This is a genomic window from Devosia sp. LjRoot16 (assembly GCF_964252795.1).
Classification (GTDB): Bacteria; Pseudomonadota; Alphaproteobacteria; order Rhizobiales; family Devosiaceae; genus Devosia_A.
The window spans coordinates 1,498,431-1,514,833 of the sequence record NZ_CAXUPH020000001.1 but is presented as its reverse complement, the minus strand read 5'-3'; the positions used below and the strand labels follow the sequence as shown (position 1 = coordinate 1,514,833).

Annotated in this window: 19 protein-coding genes; 13 read left to right on the top strand and 6 right to left on the bottom strand. The window is 64.9% G+C overall.

All coding sequences use genetic code 11. The annotated features are described in order from the left end of the window. Nucleotides 1–161 precede the first annotated feature (161 nt). From ACSQ23_RS07070 to ACSQ23_RS07055, 4 genes are all read left to right on the top strand, one after another. Nucleotides 162–1,235, top strand: a complete 1,074-nt coding sequence (locus ACSQ23_RS07070) for an FIST signal transduction protein (RefSeq protein WP_197421023.1) — start codon at nt 162–164, stop codon at nt 1,233–1,235. Between the two features lie 3 nt (nt 1,236–1,238). Next, nucleotides 1,239–3,191, top strand: a complete 1,953-nt coding sequence (locus ACSQ23_RS07065) for a putative bifunctional diguanylate cyclase/phosphodiesterase (RefSeq protein WP_436090166.1) — start codon at nt 1,239–1,241, stop codon at nt 3,189–3,191. A 118-nt stretch (nt 3,192–3,309) separates the two neighbouring features. Then, a complete protein-coding gene (locus ACSQ23_RS07060; RefSeq protein ID WP_436090165.1) occupies nt 3,310–5,052 on the top strand; it encodes an ABC transporter ATP-binding protein in 1,743 nt (580 codons plus the stop codon). Between the two features lie 28 nt (nt 5,053–5,080). Beyond that, on the top strand, nt 5,081–6,052 hold the full coding sequence (locus ACSQ23_RS07055; RefSeq protein WP_055874533.1) for a phosphotransferase enzyme family protein: 972 nt from the start codon (nt 5,081–5,083) through the stop codon (nt 6,050–6,052). On the opposite strand, the gene ACSQ23_RS07050 is transcribed toward ACSQ23_RS07055, so the two are convergent. From ACSQ23_RS07050 to hslV, 5 genes are all read right to left on the bottom strand, one after another. After that, nucleotides 6,049–7,242, bottom strand: coding sequence for a pyridoxal phosphate-dependent aminotransferase (locus ACSQ23_RS07050; protein ID WP_055874530.1), 1,194 nt, complete (start codon nt 7,240–7,242; stop codon nt 6,049–6,051). The genes ACSQ23_RS07055 and ACSQ23_RS07050 overlap by 4 nt on opposite strands. A 260-nt stretch (nt 7,243–7,502) precedes the next feature. Then, nucleotides 7,503–8,813 carry an ATP-dependent protease ATPase subunit HslU gene (gene hslU, locus ACSQ23_RS07045; RefSeq protein WP_055874527.1) on the bottom strand — a complete coding sequence of 437 codons (1,311 nt, stop codon included), beginning with the start codon at nt 8,811–8,813 and terminating at the stop codon, nt 7,503–7,505. A 6-nt stretch (nt 8,814–8,819) separates the two neighbouring features. Beyond that, complete coding sequence (locus ACSQ23_RS07040) at nt 8,820–9,329, bottom strand: GNAT family N-acetyltransferase (RefSeq protein ID WP_055874524.1); 510 nt, start codon at nt 9,327–9,329, stop codon at nt 8,820–8,822. After that, complete coding sequence (locus ACSQ23_RS07035) at nt 9,326–9,844, bottom strand: GNAT family N-acetyltransferase (protein WP_055874520.1); 519 nt, start codon at nt 9,842–9,844, stop codon at nt 9,326–9,328. The genes ACSQ23_RS07040 and ACSQ23_RS07035 overlap by 4 nt, the downstream gene beginning before the upstream one ends. Beyond that, nucleotides 9,831–10,391, bottom strand: coding sequence for an ATP-dependent protease subunit HslV (hslV, locus tag ACSQ23_RS07030; protein ID WP_055874518.1), 561 nt, complete (start codon nt 10,389–10,391; stop codon nt 9,831–9,833). The genes ACSQ23_RS07035 and hslV overlap by 14 nt, the downstream gene beginning before the upstream one ends. A gap of 178 nt (nt 10,392–10,569) precedes the next feature. Here hslV and hisB point away from each other — a divergent pair, with 178 nt between their 5' ends. Continuing rightward, nucleotides 10,570–11,157, top strand: a complete 588-nt coding sequence (gene hisB / locus ACSQ23_RS07025) for an imidazoleglycerol-phosphate dehydratase HisB (protein ID WP_055874516.1) — start codon at nt 10,570–10,572, stop codon at nt 11,155–11,157. Nucleotides 11,158–11,384: 227 nt separating this feature from the next. On the opposite strand, the gene ACSQ23_RS07020 is transcribed toward hisB, so the two are convergent. Further along, entirely contained in the window at nt 11,385–11,543 is a 159-nt protein-coding gene (locus ACSQ23_RS07020; protein WP_156387220.1) for a hypothetical protein, read from the bottom strand. A 123-nt stretch (nt 11,544–11,666) separates the two neighbouring features. Here ACSQ23_RS07020 and ACSQ23_RS07015 point away from each other — a divergent pair, with 123 nt between their 5' ends. The 8 genes from ACSQ23_RS07015 (at nt 11,667) to coaA (ending at nt 16,219) form a co-directional block, all read left to right on the top strand. Further along, complete coding sequence (locus ACSQ23_RS07015) at nt 11,667–12,017, top strand: DUF2628 domain-containing protein (protein ID WP_436090164.1); 351 nt, start codon at nt 11,667–11,669, stop codon at nt 12,015–12,017. Continuing rightward, nucleotides 12,014–12,664 carry an imidazole glycerol phosphate synthase subunit HisH gene (gene hisH / locus ACSQ23_RS07010; RefSeq protein WP_436090163.1) on the top strand — a complete coding sequence of 217 codons (651 nt, stop codon included), beginning with the start codon at nt 12,014–12,016 and terminating at the stop codon, nt 12,662–12,664. The genes ACSQ23_RS07015 and hisH overlap by 4 nt, the downstream gene beginning before the upstream one ends. Nucleotides 12,665–12,830: 166 nt before the next feature. Next, complete coding sequence (hisA, locus tag ACSQ23_RS07005) at nt 12,831–13,568, top strand: 1-(5-phosphoribosyl)-5-[(5-phosphoribosylamino)methylideneamino]imidazole-4-carboxamide isomerase (RefSeq protein WP_436090162.1); 738 nt, start codon at nt 12,831–12,833, stop codon at nt 13,566–13,568. Beyond that, the gene (locus ACSQ23_RS07000) at nt 13,568–13,900 is read left to right on the top strand and encodes a hypothetical protein (protein ID WP_436090161.1); all 333 of its coding nucleotides are present in this window, start codon (nt 13,568–13,570) and stop codon (nt 13,898–13,900) included. Before hisA ends, ACSQ23_RS07000 begins: the two co-directional genes overlap by 1 nt. 15 nt (nt 13,901–13,915) lie before the next feature. Further along, on the top strand, nt 13,916–14,140 hold the full coding sequence (locus ACSQ23_RS06995) for a hypothetical protein (RefSeq protein WP_436090160.1): 225 nt from the start codon (nt 13,916–13,918) through the stop codon (nt 14,138–14,140). Beyond that, entirely contained in the window at nt 14,137–14,943 is an 807-nt protein-coding gene (gene hisF / locus ACSQ23_RS06990; RefSeq protein ID WP_436090159.1) for an imidazole glycerol phosphate synthase subunit HisF, read from the top strand. Before ACSQ23_RS06995 ends, hisF begins: the two co-directional genes overlap by 4 nt. After that, nucleotides 14,940–15,269: a phosphoribosyl-ATP diphosphatase gene (locus tag ACSQ23_RS06985; RefSeq protein ID WP_436090573.1), complete on the top strand. Its 330-nt coding sequence runs from the start codon at nt 14,940–14,942 to the stop codon at nt 15,267–15,269. Before hisF ends, ACSQ23_RS06985 begins: the two co-directional genes overlap by 4 nt. Then, nucleotides 15,269–16,219: a type I pantothenate kinase gene (coaA, locus tag ACSQ23_RS06980; protein WP_436090158.1), complete on the top strand. Its 951-nt coding sequence runs from the start codon at nt 15,269–15,271 to the stop codon at nt 16,217–16,219. Before ACSQ23_RS06985 ends, coaA begins: the two co-directional genes overlap by 1 nt. The last annotated feature ends 184 nt before the right edge of the window (nt 16,220–16,403 follow it).

The window sequence follows — 16,403 nt, the reverse complement described above, 5'->3', positions numbered from 1 at the left end:
GCAAAGCAAGTTCGACGAGTCGTCGAAGTGTTAAGGTTTACTGCGGACAATCGGTCGCCTCGCTGCTGTTGGGAGAAAGCGATATGCGGGCCTCACAACTGTTTTGGCATGATGCTTCGCGCTGGTTGGAGCACGCGGGCAGCCTGGATCGGGCTGGCCTGGTGTTTTACTTCGGCACCCGGCAGATGCTTGCTGATGGTGCGATCTATGACAGCCTGCGCCAGCGCTTCCCCGAGGCACACGTCCTGGGGTGTTCGACTGGCGGTCAGCTTGCCGGTACTGATGTCAGCGACGATATGGCCTGCGCCCTGGCGCTCGATTTCGACGCCACCACGTTGCGCGTCATGCGCGCCGATATCGCCGGATCCGCCAACTCGCGCGCTACCGGCCAAGCGATCGGCGCGGGCCTCAAGGGCGATGGTCTTGCCGGGGTGTTCGTCCTTTCCGATGGGCTGCACGTCAATGGCAGCGCGCTGGTCGAAGGCATCGTCGATGAGGTCGGCCGTGGCGTACCGGTGAGCGGTGGCCTCGCCGGAGATGGCGCTGACTTTGTCGAGACCCTCGTCGGCTGCGATGGCCCGCCGATGCCCAATGCGATCGCCGCGGTCGGCTTTTATGGCGATGCGATCCGCATCGGTCATGGCAGCGCCGGCGGCTGGGATGTGTTCGGGCCGATGCGGCGGATTAGCCGCGCCGATGGCAATGTGCTGTACGAAGTTGATGGCAAGCCGGCGCTCGACCTCTACAAGCTCTATCTGGGTCCCGAGGAGAGCCAGAACCTGCCGGGCTCGGCGCTGCTCTTCCCGCTGCGCATATTCGACCCGCGGCATCCGGAGCGCAGCGTGGTCCGGACCATTCTCGCTGTCGATCACGATACTGGGTCCATGACCTTTGCCGGCGACATGCCGACCGGTTGGTCCGCCCAACTCATGCGCGGCAATTTCCATCGGCTTTGCGCCGGGGCGGCCGAAGCCACCCAGCGGGCGGTGCTGGGCGCCGGGCCGGCCCGCGATACTCAGAGTGCCGCGATCTTCGTGAGCTGCATCGGGCGGCGCCTGCTGATGGGCCAGCGGATCGACGAGGAAATCGAGGCAGCAACAGCCGAGCTGTCGGAGCGGTGCCTGCCGGTCGGATTCTATTCCTACGGCGAGATTTCCCCCGACGAGGGGTCCGGTTTCTGTCAGCTGCATAACCAGACCATGACGGTGACCGTGTTGACCGAAGAGGCGGCGTGAGCGTTGCGCAAGCTGTTTGACAGGCAGCTGGAGAAATCGACGGATGCCGCCGGTCAGGTCGACCTGGCGGCGCTGGAAAGGCTGGTCACGGCAGCCTACGAGGAAACCGAGCTGGACCGGACCCGCACTGATCGCTCGATGGAGCTGATGATCGGCGAGTTGACGGCGTTCCAGGTCGGGCTCGAAGCTGAGATCGACAAGCGCACAGCGCAGCTGACGCGGAGCCGGCGGAAGCTCAGGACCCAGAACACGCGCTTCCTCACTGCGCTCGAGAACATGTCACAGGGCCTCGCCATGTTCGATGCGCGCCAGCGGCTGGTGGTCTGCAACCATCAGTATCTCGAGATGTACAACCTGCCGCGCCACCTGGGGCGGGTCGGCACGCATCTGGTCACCATCCTCAAAGCGCGCATCGCCGCCGGCACCTCCGGCGGCGACGATCCGGCGGCCTATCTGCGCGAGCGGCTGCTCGTGGCGGCAGAAGGGGTGAGTTCATCGGCGGTCCACCAGCTCGCCAACGGCCGGGTGATGTCCGTCGCGCACAAGGCGATGACCGATGGCGGCTGGGTGACCATGCACAAGGACATCACCGAGCTGCACAGCATGCAGGCCGAGCTCGCTCACCAAGCCTACCACGATGCGCTCACCGGACTGCCGAACCGCAACTTCTTCTACCAGCGGCTGGGGCAGGCGTTCGAGACGCTCGGCTCTGGCACTGGCTTTGCGGTGCTTTGCCTCGATCTCGACGGGTTCAAGGCGATCAACGATTCGATGGGTCATGCCAGCGGTGACAAGCTGCTGCGGCAGGTTGCGGCGCGCCTTTCCGATTGCACCGCCGGGGCAGGTGTCGTTGGGCGCATGGGCGGCGACGAATTCGCCGTGCTGCTTCCCGGTGGAACGCGGGATAGCGCACTCGTTTTGGCCCGCACCATCCTCGATGCGATCCGGCGGCCTTTCGATATCGACGACCACGCCGTGTTGGTGGGCGTGAGTATCGGCATCGCTCTGGCGCCCGAGGACGGTGCAGGGGCCGACGCGCTGCTCAAGAGCGGCGACCTGGCGTTGTACTCGATCAAGCGGGGACGCCGCGGCGGCTACAGTTTCTTCGAGCCTGACCTGGCGCAGACGCTGAGTGCCCGCTCCAGCATGGAACACGACCTGCGGCGCGCCCTCGCCAACGGGGAGTTCGAGCTGTTCTACCAGCCGGTGCTCAACCTCGCGGCCCAGAAGATCGTCGGCTTCGAGGCTCTGCTGCGTTGGCGCCATCCGACCGAGGGCCTGATTCTGCCAGGCGATTTCGTACCCCTGGCCGAGGAGCTCGGCCTGATCATGCCGATCGGGGAGTGGGTGATCCGCGAGGCCTTTACCGAAGCTGCCCGATGGCCGGCATCGATGCGGATCGCGGTGAACGTCTCGACGGTGCAGTTCGAACGGGGCAGCCTCATCGACGTGCTGAGCAATGCACTGGCCGCAAGCGGCCTGGCGGCGAATCGGGTCGAGGTCGAGATCACCGAGACGCTGTTCCTCGAGCAGAGCGAGACGAACCTCGATATCCTGCACCAACTGCACGCGCTGGGGCTGAAGGTGGCGCTCGACGATTTCGGTACTGGCTTCTCAGCGCTGAACTACCTGCTGGCGTTTCCCTTCGACAAGATCAAGATCGATGGCTCGTTCGTTCGCGCCCTGGATAACACGGCGGGGGCCCACATCATTCTGGGGGCCGTCGCGGGCATCGGGCGGCGCATGGGAATTGTCACCACTGCCGAGGGCATCGAGACGGCGGAGCAGCTGAGGAACGTGCGCGCGCTGGATTACACCGAAGCCCAGGGCTTCCTGATCGCGAGGCCGATGAGCCGGGATGCAGCCCGCCAGTTGCTCGATCTGGCGAGCGACCCCATGCGCGAGGTGCCCATGGCGGTGAAACCGAAGGCCGCCACCGGTACAGGCGGGGCGTAGTCTCCCCGGCTGCTGGGCTCCCCCGTGGATTCACGTGGAACATCCCGCCCGGGTGGACAGCCCGGCTGAACCGGCCTATGCGCTACCCCCTATATTCTGAGTTCTGCGGACAAGTTTCATGCTGCGCCGGTTCTTTGCCTATTATGCCCCGTACAAGCACCTGTTCTTTCTCGATTTTGGCTGTGCCGTGCTCGCCGGGCTCCTCGAGCTTGGCTTTCCGCTGGCGGTAAAACTGTTCGTCGACGACCTGCTGCCGGGGCAGAACTGGGGGCTGATCGCGGGGACGGCAGCCTTGCTGCTGGCGGTGTTTGCGCTCAACACGGTGCTCTCGGCCATCGTCAACTACTGGGGTCACGCGCTCGGCATCTCGATCGAGACCGATATGCGCCGGCAGGCCTTCGATCACATCCAGAAGCTGAGCTTCCGCTACTTCGACAACAACAAGACCGGCCAGCTGATCACCCACGTCACCAAGGATCTCGAGGAGGTGGGGGAGGTGGCCCATCACGGCCCCGAGGACCTGATCATCGCGGTGATGACCTTCATCGGCGCGTTCCTCTTGATGTTCACCGTGCACTGGCAGCTGGCGCTGCTCACCACCATCATCGTGCCGCTGATGACCTGGCTGGTGAGCCGCTACGGGGCGCGGATGACCACCACCTGGCAGCAGCTGTTCCGCCAGGTCGGCGATTTCAACACCCGCGTCCAGGAAAGCGTCGGTGGCATCCGCGTGGTGAAGGCGTTCGCCAATGAGGATTATGAGCGCGGGCTGTTCGCCAAGAACAACGAAGGCTATCGCGCTACCAAGCTCAGCGCCTATGCCATCATGACGGCGTCGATTGCGCTAAGCTATTTCAGCACCCGCTTCGTGCAGCTGGTGGTGATGGTCGCCGGGACCTGGTTCGTCATCGCCGGCGAGCTCAGCTATGGCGGCTTCGTCAGCTTCCTTCTCCTGGTCAACGTGTTCTTCCGCCCGATCGACAAGATCACCTCGGTGCTCGAGAGCTACCCCAAGGGCATTGCCGGCTTCCGCCGCTTCACCACGCTGATCGATACCGAGCCCGATACTGCCGACCGGCCGTGCGCCAAGACGGTCGAGGGACTCAAGGGCGATATCGTCTACAAGGATGTGAGCTTTGCCTATTCGGGCGATCCGGCTTCGAAGGACAAGGTGCTCGATGGGCTGAACCTCACTATCGCGGCCGGTGAGACCGTCGCCTTTGTTGGCCCGTCCGGCGCCGGCAAGACCACCATCTGCTCGCTGTTGCCGCGCTTCTATGACGTCACGGCTGGTGCCATCACCGTCGACGGCGTCGATATCCGCGACATGACGCAGGCCTCGCTGCGCAGCCAGATCGGCATCGTGCAGCAGGACGTCTTCCTGTTCGGCTCGACCATCCGCGAGAACGTCGCCTATGGCCGCCTCGGCGCCAGCGACGACGAAGTAATGGATGCGCTCCGTCGCGCCTCGCTCGACGAGTTCGTGCTGTCACTCCCCGATGGGCTCGATACCCCGACCGGCGAACGCGGCGTAAAACTGTCGGGCGGCCAGAAGCAGCGGCTCGCCATTGCCCGCATCTTCCTGAAGAACCCGCCGATCCTCATCCTCGACGAGGCCACTTCGGCGCTCGACACCGCCACCGAATACGCCATCCAGCAGGCGCTCGCCGCGCTGTCGGATGGACGCACGACGCTGGTCGTGGCGCATCGCCTCGCCACCATCCGCAATGCCGATCGGATCGTGGTGGTGGGCAGCGAGGGGATCGTCGAACAGGGTAGCCATGCCGAGCTGCTGGAGCGCCGCGGCGCCTATGCCCGGCTGCATGGCGCACAGTTCGCCGAGCCGGTGACGGCGACCTGATGCCGGATCGACCGAGGGGGGTGGGACGATGCTGAAGCTGAGATTTCTCGAGGACAACCGGCCGCTGGCCGAGCTGCTGCGCGCTGATTGGGATGCCGATCCGGCCCCGTTCGCCTGGTACCGGATCTCGTCCAACGCCATCTATCCGTTCACCTTCGAAGGCGAGCAGCGTTTCCTGCGCTTTGCTCCGGCGGCCGGAAAGCGTGCCGAGACGATCGCGGCGGAGCTGGAGTTTCTGTCCTACCTCGGCAAGGCCGGTTACGGCGCCGCAGTGCCGATCGCCGCAAAGAGCGGCCAACACCTTGTGTCAAAAGCCACGCCGTGGGGCAGCTATCACGCAACGGCCTTCCATGCGGTGCCCGGTGTTCAGCTGAGCCGGACCGATCTGGGCGACATCATCATTGCCAGCTATGGGCGGGCACTGGCCGAGTTGCATCAGCTGTCCCAGGTCTATCGGCCTGAGGGGCCGCCACGCTGGAATGAAAGCGATGTGCTGGACTGGATCCGGTCCGTGCTGCGCGAGTTGCCCGGCACGCAAGGCGCTATGGCCGAAGCCGATCTGATTGAGGCTCGCCTGTCCGAACTGCCGCGAGACCCCGAGAGCTACGGCCTCGTCCACTACGATTTCGAGTGCGACAATGTCTTCTTTGACGCAGTGAGCGGACGCTGCTTCGCCATCGATTTCGATGACGCCATGTACCACTGGTTCGCCATGGACATCGGACAGGCCGTCGACAGCCTTGCCGACGAGGTTGAGCCGGAGCTGGCCGCGGCGCGGGAGGCGGTGTTCCTCGCGGGCTACGCCGCGGTCCGCCCGTTGCCCGACCCGGCGTTGCGGGCGGTATGCCGTCGCTTCGCCGATCTCTACTGGTACGCCCGGGTTGCCGACGCGCTCAGCGAAACCTGGCCGGACGAGCCGGACTGGATGACCGGTCTGCGCGGCCGCCTCGAGGACGGGAAAACCGAACGCGCCGCACGGTTCGGCTCGCCGCTCGCTTAGCGTCCGAGGAAGCTCCTGAGCCGGCTGACCCCGTCGCGAAGCTTTTCGGGAGCGACGGCGTGGCACCAGCGGAGCCACCCGTCGCCTTCCGCTCCGAATGCGCCGCCTGGCGCGAGGCCGAGCCCCGCTGCCTCGACCAGGCGCTTCGCCAGCCCCAGCGTGTCGGGATAGCCTTCGATGCGGAAGAACACATACATCGCGCCGCCGGCATCGGGGATGACGACGCCGGGGATGCGGCTCAGCTCGGCGACCAGGAGGGTTCGCGTAGCAGTGAGCTCGGCCCGAAGCTTCATGACCGTCGGCTCGCCATCGGTCAGCGCAGCCGTCGCGGCGCGCTGCACCGGCTCGAGGATGCACGAGGTGTTGTACTCGATGACCTTGGTGAGATCGTTCGACAGCGTCTCTGGCGTTGCCAGCCAACCGACGCGCCAGCCGGTCATCGACCAGGCTTTCGAGAAGCTGTTGACCGAGATGATCCGGTCGCCAGTCTGATAGCGGCGGAGGAACGACGGAGCCGAGCGGCGCCGCGGGTCATGCACCAGGCGCTCGTAGACATCGTCGCTCAGCACCCAGATGCCGTGCTTGCGGCAATGCGCCAGCACCGCGTCGACTTCATCTTCCTCGATGGTCCAGCCGGTCGGGTTGTTCGGCGAGTTGATGACGGCGAGCCGGGTGTCCGGGGTCAGCGCTGCGAGCAGCCGGTCGAGATCGAGCGACCACTTGCCGTTCCTGATTGTCAGCGGTACCCGCACCACCTCGGCACCGAGAATCCTGGGGATCTCGACGATATTGGGCCAGAGCGGTGTCACTGCCACCACCCGGTCGCCGGGTGACAGCACCATCTGCGCCGCGATCATCAGCCCCGAGACGCCTGACCCCACCGCCGCGATGCGGCCCGGCGCGACGGTCGTGTCGTGCAGCTCGCTGAGGTAGCCGGCGATCGCCTGCCTGAGATACGGCCGACCGAGATTCTGTGAGTAGAACGTCTCGCCCTCGGCCAATGACGCCATCGCCGCCTCGCGAATGAAGCGCGGCGTCGGCTGGTCGGACTCGCCAAACCAGAACGGCAGCACGTCGGTCCGGCCCATCCCGGCATTGGCGACGTCGCGGATCAGCGAGCTCGACAGCGCCTGCACTTCATGGCGTGCCGCGACGGTGTGGATCGGCGAGTTGGTCGTGGCGGCGAGCAAAGGCGGCTCCAATGGAAAGGCCGGGAACGGGTTCCCGGCCTTGGTACTGCATAGATGAGGCGCTCACCAGTCGGGAACGCGGATCATTCGATTGCACAATTCGCGCCACCCACTCGATGTCATCCCTGCGAAAGCAGGGACCCAATTCACCACCCGCACCAGCTGATAGATGGGTCCCAGCTTTCGCTGGGATGACAGCCGGTGGTTGGGTTAGGTCGAGCCCGACCAGTTTCGCCCGTGCAACCCACTCGGGTGCTTCCCTACAGCACGAACCGGCTGAGGTCGGTGTCGGCCGCCATCTTGCCGATGCGCTCGTCGACATACTCCTTGTCGATGCGGATCGTCTCGCCCGCCTTGTCAGGCGCATCGAACGAAATGTCTTCGACCAGCCGCTCGAGGATGGTGGCGAGCCGGCGGGCGCCGATATTCTCGACCGTCGAGTTGACCTGCACCGCCGCGTCGGCGATCGCCTCGATCGCATCGGGGGTGAAGTCGAGCGTCAGCCCCTCGGTCTTCATCAGCGCCACATACTGCTTTATCAGGCTCGCGTCGGTGTCGTTGAGGATGCCGATCAGGTCCTGCCGGGTCAGCGCCTTGAGCTCGACCCGGATCGGCAGGCGGCCCTGCAGTTCGGGCAACAGGTCCGAGGGCTTGGCCACATGGAAGGCGCCCGAGGCGATGAACAGGATGTGGTCGGTCTTCACCGGGCCGTACTTGGTCGAAACCGTGGTGCCTTCGATCAGCGGCAGCAGGTCGCGCTGCACGCCTTCGCGGGAGACGCCGCCACCGTAGCCGCCTTCTCGGTTCACGATCTTGTCGATCTCGTCGATGAAGGCGATGCCGTGGTTCTCCACCAGATCCACCGCTTCCTTGTTCAGCTGGTCCTGGTCGAGCAGCTTGTCGGCCTCCTCCGCCAAGAGCGGCTGGTGCGCGTCCTTCACCTTGACCTTGCGCTTGACGCCGCGGCCGCCAAAGGCCTTGCCCAGCATGTCCTGGATGTTGATCACGCCGATATTGGCGCCCGGCATGCCGGGGATATCGAAGCCGCCGGAATTGCCGGTCGGCTGCATCTCGATCTCGATTTCCTTGTCGTCGAGCTCGTTGGTGCGAAGCTTCTGGCGGAAGCTGTCGCGGGTCGATGGCGAGGCGGACGAGCCGACCAGCGCGTCGAGTACCCGCTCCTCGGCATTGTGATGCGCCTGCGCCTGCACCTCGGCGCGCTTCTTGTCGCGCAACAGCGAAATGCCCGCTTCGACCAGGTCGCGGATGATCTGCTCGACGTCGCGGCCGACATAGCCGACTTCGGTGAACTTGGTGGCCTCGACCTTGATGAACGGCGCCTGGGCGAGCTTCGCCAGGCGCCGGCTGATCTCGGTCTTGCCGACGCCGGTGGGCCCGATCATCAGGATGTTCTTCGGCGTCACCTCGGCGCGCAGATCGTCCGGCAGCTGTTGCCGGCGCCAGCGGTTGCGCAGCGCCACGGCCACGGCGCGCTTGGCGTCGTGCTGGCCGACAATGTAGCGATCGAGCTCGGAGACGATCTCGCGCGGGGAGAAATTGCTGTCACTCATAATCCGTCACTTTCCGCTGCCCTCATCGAGGCGCAGCACCATGAGATAGTCATCGTAGAAGACGCCATCGACCTTGAGGCCGCGCGGGTCTTCGCCATACGTCACAAAGCCGTGCCGCTCGTAGAGCCGGCGGGCTGTGGGGTTGTCCTGCGTCACCGCCAGATGCAGCTGCAGCACGTGGTTGCGCGCTTCGGCGATCACCGCCGCGATCACCAGGTCCGCGCCGCCGCGGCCGCGCGAGGCTGGACTGAGATAGACGCCGATGAGATGGCCGCGGTGCGCCGAGTTGCTGTTGGTTTCGCGGTAAAAGCCAGCCGTGCCGACCAGCGCAGCGCCGTCGAACAGCCCGAAGATGAAGCTGCGTTCCAGCCGTCCGGCAAAGACCTCGATCGGCTGCGTCCCCTCTTCGGCAAGGCTCGAGCCGAACGACGCCGGCGACAGCGTCAGCCCCTCGATGCGGAGCGTTCTATAGGCCTCCGCGTCAGAAGCAGTCAGCCGGCGGGTGGTCCAGTTCATGCAAAATCTCCGTCGGCGTTCCGCGCCAGCATCAGCGCCGGGCCATATTTCGAGTGCCGCGTGTCGAAGCGTTCGAACCCGGCTTTCTCATAGGCGCGGATCGCCGCCGCGTTGGCCGGATCGGGATCGATGATCACCCGGATGGCGCCTTCCTCGAACAGCTGCTCAACGAACGCTTCGATCAGCCGCGTACCATGGCCCTTGCCGATCAATGCGGCCTCGCCGATGAACTGGTCGATCCCCAGGGTGCCGGTTGGCTGGTCCTGGTACGGGTGCGCATCTTCGAGATGCGGATCGTAACTCTGGATGTAGCCGATCGGCTTTCCGTCGAGTTCGACGATAAAGGGCTCGACCGAAATGCTGTCGATATGGCTTTCGATCGACTGCAGCGCTTTGGCGGGCTCAGCCCACCATTTCCTCACATGGGGCTCGGCCAGCCAGCGCCCGAGGAGCGGCAGGTCAGCTCGGGTCACCGGCCGGAAGCCGTACTGAAACTGAGCGTCAGACGGTTTCAATCGTTTCGACCGTCACGTTCTCGTTGGTGTAGATGCACACCTCGGCGGCGATCTTCATCGCCTTGCGGGCGATCTCTTCTGCGTCGAGCTCGGTGTTTTCGCTCAGCGCCAGCGCCGCCGAATAGGCGTAGTTGCCACCCGAGCCGATGGCGATGGTGGCGTGATCGGGGGTGAGCACGTCGCCGGTGCCGGTCAGCACCAGGGTGACGTCCTTGTCGGCGACGATCATCATGGCCTCGAGCCGGCGCAGGTATCGATCGGTGCGCCAATCCTTGGCCAGCTCGACCGAGGCGCGCATCAGCTGGTCCGGATACTGGATCAGCTTGGCCTCGAGCCGCTCGAACAGCGTGAACGCGTCGGCGGTGGCGCCGGCGAAGCCGCCGATTACCTTGCCGTCGGCGAGGCGCCGCACCTTCTTGGCGGTATGCTTCATCACGGTGTTGCCGACCGAGACCTGTCCGTCACCGGCCACCACCACCTTGTTGCCCTTGCGGACGGCGACGATCGTCGTGCCGTGCCAGCCGGGGAACTCGTTGTCCTTCGACATCTTGGGAAAAACTCCAGAACTGTTGGTCCCTATTTAGGCACGGGGCGGGCGAATGCAAACCGGCCTAGCCGGTCGGGTAGTTTCCGCGATGTTACCGAGGTCCGTCGCGCCTTCACCGCATCTTCACCGCTCCGGCGCTATCTGCTACAGCCGCCGCGCCACGATAGGGACTGCCGAGATGCGCACCGCCGAGATCGCCCGCAAGACCAACGAGACCGATATCAAAGTGTCGGTGAACCTCGATGGGTCGGGCAAGCATGAGATGCAGACCGGCATCGGCTTTCTCGATCACATGCTGGATCAGCTGTCGAAACACTCGCTGATCGACATGACCGTCGTCGCCAAGGGCGACCTGCACATCGATTTTCACCACACCGCCGAGGATGTCGGCATCGCGCTGGGCGAAGCGATCAAGCAGGCGCTCGGTAGCAAGCGGGGCATTCGCCGCTATGCCTCTTCGGACCTGCCGATGGATGGCACGCTCACCCGCGTCGCCCTCGACGTCTCGGGTCGGCCGTTCCTCGTCTGGAAGGTCGAGTTCACCCGCGACAAGGTGGGCGAGATGGATACCGAACTGTTCCGTGAGTGGTTCCAGGCTTTCGCCATGAATGCCGGCATCACGCTGCACGTCGAAACCTTCTACGGCGACAACAACCACCATATCGCCGAAAGCGCCTTCAAGGCGCTGGCCCGGGCGCTGCGCTCGGCGGTGGAGATCGATCCGCGCGCCGCCGATGCCATCCCCTCGACCAAGGGTACGCTCTAGAGCGCTTTCAGGAAAAGTTGCAGACTTTTCCGGTTCGAAAGCGCGACAAAATCAAGTCCACGCTATCGCGAACCGACGCTCTGCAAGTCCCCCAAACTCGGTGTCATCCCCGCGAAAGCGGGGACCTCCGTTTGCGATCGTGCAAAGTCCAAGAAGGCAGAGGTTCCCGCTTTCGCGGGAATGACCCGGTGGGTGGGGCACGGGACGGGTTGCGCCGGCCGAACAGCTTACTTGAAGCCGTAGTTGGCGCCGGCGCTGATGACCGTCAGGGTGAAGATCGCCATGACGACGAGCAGCCCGACGGCGAGCCAGCCGATGAAAATGCCCTGGGTCGGTTCGGAACCCATCGTTCCATCGCCATGCGGGTCGTGGGAATCATGCGTCATAAAGCTCTCCTCAAAGCCGGTTGAACCAACGGCATGGCAGGCGGTCGGTTCCCTCATCTTCCAACCGTGCGGGTTTTGCTCTAAGGCGAACCCGCAACCACGCCGATCCAAACGAGGATAACCGTGACCCTCTATTCCGTCTACGAGCGCCCGAGCGATGCGCCCACTGCGGTGGCCGATCGCTTCTCCTGGTCCGCAGCCCTGCTGCCGCCGGTGCATGCGCTCGTCCACGGGCTCTGGCTGCTGCTCGGGATCTGGGTTGCCGGCACGGTCGCGATCACTGGCTTGAGCCTCGTGATCGGCGATGAGGCGGCGTTCTGGCTCTATGTGCTGTTCGCCACACTGATCGGCTTCGAGGCCGGGAGCTTCCGCCGGGTGAAGACGGCGAAGCGCGGCGGCCGCTATCGCACCGAAATCGTCGCCGCCGATGAAGACCTGGCGCTGGTCGACTACCTGAAGCGGCAGACCCGATGAGCACAGTTACCATTATCGATTACGGCTCGGGCAATCTCCGCTCGGCCGCCAAAGCCTTCGAGCGCGCTGCGCGGGAAGCCGGGACCGGCGACGACATCCTCGTCACCGACGACGTCGAGACGGTGCGCCGCGCCGACCGCATCGTCCTGCCGGGGGTTGGCGCCTTTGCCGACTGCCGCGCCGGGCTCGACGCAGTGACCGGCATGGTCGAGGTGCTGGAGGAGCGGGTGATCAAGGGCGGCGTGCCGTTCCTCGGCATCTGCGTCGGCATGCAGCTGATGGCCACCGAAGGCCGTGAAAAGACCATCACCAAAGGGCTCGGTTGGATCCCCGGAGCGGTGGTCAGGCTCGAGCCCAAAGGCAACCTCAAAGTGCCGCACATGGGCTGGAACACGCTGACCATCCGGCAGGCCCACCCTTTGCTCGCCGACATTCCGGATGGCCCCGATGGGCTGCATGCCTATTTCGTCCATTCCTATCACCTGGCGGTGGACCGTCCGGAGACCCTGGTCGCCAGCGCCGATTACGGCCAGCAGGTCACCGCCATCGTCGGCCGCGACAATCTGCTGGGCACCCAGTTCCACCCGGAAAAGAGCCAGACCCTCGGGTTGACGCTGATCCGCAATTTTCTGGGGTGGAAGCCGTGAGCTCCGTGCTGACTGCCCCCCCCCTCCCAACCTCCCCCGCAAGGGGGGAGGCGCCGTTCCGTTTGCGTGGCTCGATCCAGCAAAATGCACCGGCAGACACTCTCCTCTTGACGGGGAGGGATGGGGTGGGGTGTGCCACACGCTCGATGTTGGCTGGAGAAACACTATGATCCTCTTCCCCGCCATCGATTTGAAGGATGGCCAGTGCGTCCGGCTGAAGCTGGGCGACATGCAGCAGGCCACCGTCTTCAATGACGATCCGGCCGCCCAGGCCAAATCGTTCGAGGACCAGGGGTTCGAGTACCTGCACGTTGTCGATCTCAACGGCGCCTTCGCCGGCCACAGCGTCAATGGCGACGCCGTCGAGGCGATCCTCGCTGCGGTGAGCTTTCCGGTGCAGCTGGGCGGCGGCATCCGCAGCATCGCCCATATCGAGGAGTGGCTGGGCCGCGGCCTCGCCCGCGTCATCCTCGGCACCATCGCGGTGCGTGATCCGGCGCTGGTGCGCGAAGCGGCGCGGCTGTTCCCCGGCCAGGTGGCGGTCGGCATCGACGCACGCGGCGGCAAGGTGGCGGTGGAGGGCTGGGCGGAAACCTCCGAGCTCACCGCGATCGAGCTCGGACGGCGTTTCGAGGGGGCAGGGGTCGCGGCGATCATTTACACCGATATCGACCGCGACGGCGTGCTGAAGGGCATTAACTGGCCTTCGACGCTGGAGCTGGCGGAAGCCGTGTCGATCCCGGTGATCGCCTCGGGCGGTCTCGCCTCGATGGACGACATCCGCACCATGACCGAGCCGCGCTACCAGCTGCTCGAGGGCGCCATTTCCGGCCGCGCGCTTTACGACGGACGCATTGATTCACGTGAAGCAATCGCCCTGCTGAACGCCACGAAGGTCAGGTGATGCCCGGCCACCGAATGCCGATGCGGGGATACTGGATCTGGCTGGGTGTGCTCGTCGCGATCACCGCCGTGCCGATCCTGCTTGCAATGGTCGTTGGGTGGTTCATGCAGCTCAATGGTTGCGCCAGCAACTGGAAGATGGGCTCGACCTGTGTCCTGGGAGGCGCTGATTGGGGACGGCAGCTCAACGGTACGTTGGCGTGGTCACTGATCGTGGCGGCCATTACGATCTGGATCACGCTGTTGGGGGGCGCCATCTGGCTGGTCAGCCTGATCGTCAGCCTCGCCGGGTGGCAGAGGTTGCAGCGCTTCGAGAGCACGGAGAACGAATGATGGGGAGCGCGCCCAATGGCTGAGCTCAGGAACAAGCCGGTGCTGGTCGAGCGGGTGCGCCTCTGGTGGTATCCAGTGGCGCTGGTGCCCATATTGGCGCTGTTCTATGCCGGCTTCACCGGCATCCTTCCCGCGCTGTTCGGCCTTGCCGGGCTTTTCGCTTTCATTTTCTGGGTGTTCTCCTTCGGCTTCGCCATCTATGCGCGGCTGAAGCGCCCGCCACCGGATCTGCGCCAATGAGCCTCAAGACCCGCATCATTCCGTGCCTCGATGTCAAAGACGGCCGCGTCGTCAAGGGCGTGCAGTTCGTCGACCTGATCGATGCCGGCGATCCGGTGGAAGCCGCCATCGCCTATAACGCCGCCGGCGCCGACGAGCTGACCTTCCTCGACATTGCCGCGAGCCACGAGAACCGCGACACCATTTTCGATGTGGTGGCGCGCACGGCCGAGCATTGCTTCATGCCGGTGACGGTAGGCGGCGGCATCAGGAAGCTCGAGGATATCCGAAAGCTCCTGCTCGCCGGCGCGGACAAGGTGTCGATCAACTCGGCCGCGGTGAACGACCCGGATTTCATCGCCCGGGCCGCCGACAAGTTCGGCGACCAGTGCATCGTCGTTTCGGTCGATGCGCGGCGGCGGCAGATCCAGGCGCCGGGGCAGCAGAACATGGATGAGTGGGAAATCTACACCCATGGCGGCCGCAATCCGACCGGGCTCGACGCCGTCGAGTTCGCCGCGAAAATGGTCGAGCGGGGCGCCGGCGAACTGCTGGTCACCTCGATGGACCGCGACGGCACCAAATCCGGGTTCGACCTGAAGCTCACCCGCGCCATCGCCGATGCGGTGCATGTGCCGGTGATTGCCTCGGGCGGCGTCGGCTCGCTCGATGATCTGGTCGATGGGGTCAAGGAGGGACACGCTTCGGCAGTGCTCGCCGCCTCGATCTTCCATTTCGGCACCTACACAGTGGGCGAAGCCAAGGACTACATGGAGCGTCACGGCATTCCGATGCGGCGCGACAGCAATGCGGGAGAAATCTGATGAGCTTCAGCCTCGAAGACCTGGACAAGCGCATCGCCGCCCGCGCCGGCGCTTCGCCCGATGAGAGCTACACGGCAAAGCTGCTGGCCGGCGGGGTCGAGCGCTGCGCCAAGAAGTTCGGCGAGGAAGCCGCCGAGATCATCATTGCCTCGGTGACCAAGGACAAAAAGGGCACCGAAGGCGAAGCCTCCGACGTGATCTACCACCTCCTGGTGCTGCTCCGCGCCGCCGGCGTGCCGCTCGCCGATGTGATGGCGCAGCTCGAGCGCCGCACCGCGCAATCGGGCCTCGAAGAGAAGGCGTCGCGCGGGAAGGTACAGGGCTGATGGGGGTCAAGAAGCTCGAGCTCGCGCCCTACCACTATTTCACCAAGGCCGAGTGGAGCGGTTTTCGCGCCGACGAGCCGATGACGCTCGATGCCGATGACGTCAAACGCCTGCGCGCCCTCACCGATCCGATCTCGTTCACCGAGGCGGAAGAAATCTACCTGCCGCTGAGCCGGCTGATCTCGCTCTATGTCGAGGCGACGCAAGAGCTGCACCGCGCCTCGACCAAGTTCCTCGGCGCCGACGGCCGCAAGGTGCCGTACATCATCGGCGTCGCCGGCTCGGTGGCGGTGGGGAAATCCACCACCTCGCGCATTTTGAAAGCGCTGCTCAGCCGCTGGCCGAGCTCGCCCAAGGTCGACCTCGTCACCACTGACGGCTTCCTCTATTCGAACCAGCGGCTCGATGCGCTGCAGCTCGCCGACCGCAAGGGCTTTCCCGAAAGCTACGATCGCGGCGCGCTGATCCGCTTCCTTTCCGACATCAAGTCGGGCAAGCCCGACGTCAAGGTGCCGGTCTACTCGCACCTCGTCTACGACGTCATCGATGGCGAGTTCATCACCATCGATCGGCCCGACATCCTGATCGTCGAGGGGCTCAACATCCTGCAGCCGGGCGAGTTGCCGAAATCTGGCAAGCCGATCCTCTTCGCTTCCGACTTCCTCGATTTCTCGATCTTCATCGATGCCGACGAGAACGACCTGACCACCTGGTTCATGGAACGCTTCCGACGGCTGCGCGAAACCGCCTTCGCCGACCCCAAGAGCTTCTTTCACCGCTTCACCAAGATGAGCGCGGCGGAAGCCGAGGCTTTCGGCATGTGGGCCTGGAAGGAAATCAACCTCCCGAACCTGCGCGACAACATCCAGCCGACGCGGAGCCGCGCCGACCTGGTGCTGACCAAAGGCCCCAGCCACGCGATCGAACGCGTGGCGCTACGGAAGGTTTAGCGCGGGAGGCGGTGTGGCACGGCCGGCGCTATGCAACCGCAACCTCGATGTCGACCTCCCCCTTGACGGGGGAGGCAAGCGAAGCTTGGGCGCGTAGCGGCCTAGCGTAGCTCGGAGGGGGTGTGCGGAGGCACCGTGTATGGGGCTGCCTCCCCCGCTTTGCGGTGGAGGAGCACTGCGAGAT

Bases quoted from the DNA above. Each gene is read 5' to 3' on its own strand.
- ACSQ23_RS07060 (WP_436090165.1), top strand. From the start codon at position 3,310: ATGCTGCGCCGGTTCTTTGCCTATTATGCCCCGTACAAGCACCTGTTC.
- ACSQ23_RS07055 (WP_055874533.1), top strand. From the start codon at position 5,081: ATGCTGAAGCTGAGATTTCTCGAGGACAACCGGCCGCTGGCCGAGCTG.
- hslU (WP_055874527.1), bottom strand. From the start codon at position 8,813: ATGAGTGACAGCAATTTCTCCCCGCGCGAGATCGTCTCCGAGCTCGAT.
- ACSQ23_RS07040 (WP_055874524.1), bottom strand. From the start codon at position 9,329: ATGAACTGGACCACCCGCCGGCTGACTGCTTCTGACGCGGAGGCCTAT.
- hslV (WP_055874518.1), bottom strand. From the start codon at position 10,391: ATGTCGAAGGACAACGAGTTCCCCGGCTGGCACGGCACGACGATCGTC.
- hisB (WP_055874516.1), top strand. From the start codon at position 10,570: ATGCGCACCGCCGAGATCGCCCGCAAGACCAACGAGACCGATATCAAA.
- ACSQ23_RS07020 (WP_156387220.1), bottom strand. From the start codon at position 11,543: ATGACGCATGATTCCCACGACCCGCATGGCGATGGAACGATGGGTTCC.
- hisH (WP_436090163.1), top strand. From the start codon at position 12,014: ATGAGCACAGTTACCATTATCGATTACGGCTCGGGCAATCTCCGCTCG.
- hisA (WP_436090162.1), top strand. From the start codon at position 12,831: ATGATCCTCTTCCCCGCCATCGATTTGAAGGATGGCCAGTGCGTCCGG.
- ACSQ23_RS07000 (WP_436090161.1), top strand. From the start codon at position 13,568: ATGCCCGGCCACCGAATGCCGATGCGGGGATACTGGATCTGGCTGGGT.
- ACSQ23_RS06995 (WP_436090160.1), top strand. From the start codon at position 13,916: ATGGCTGAGCTCAGGAACAAGCCGGTGCTGGTCGAGCGGGTGCGCCTC.
- hisF (WP_436090159.1), top strand. From the start codon at position 14,137: ATGAGCCTCAAGACCCGCATCATTCCGTGCCTCGATGTCAAAGACGGC.
- coaA (WP_436090158.1), top strand. From the start codon at position 15,269: ATGGGGGTCAAGAAGCTCGAGCTCGCGCCCTACCACTATTTCACCAAG.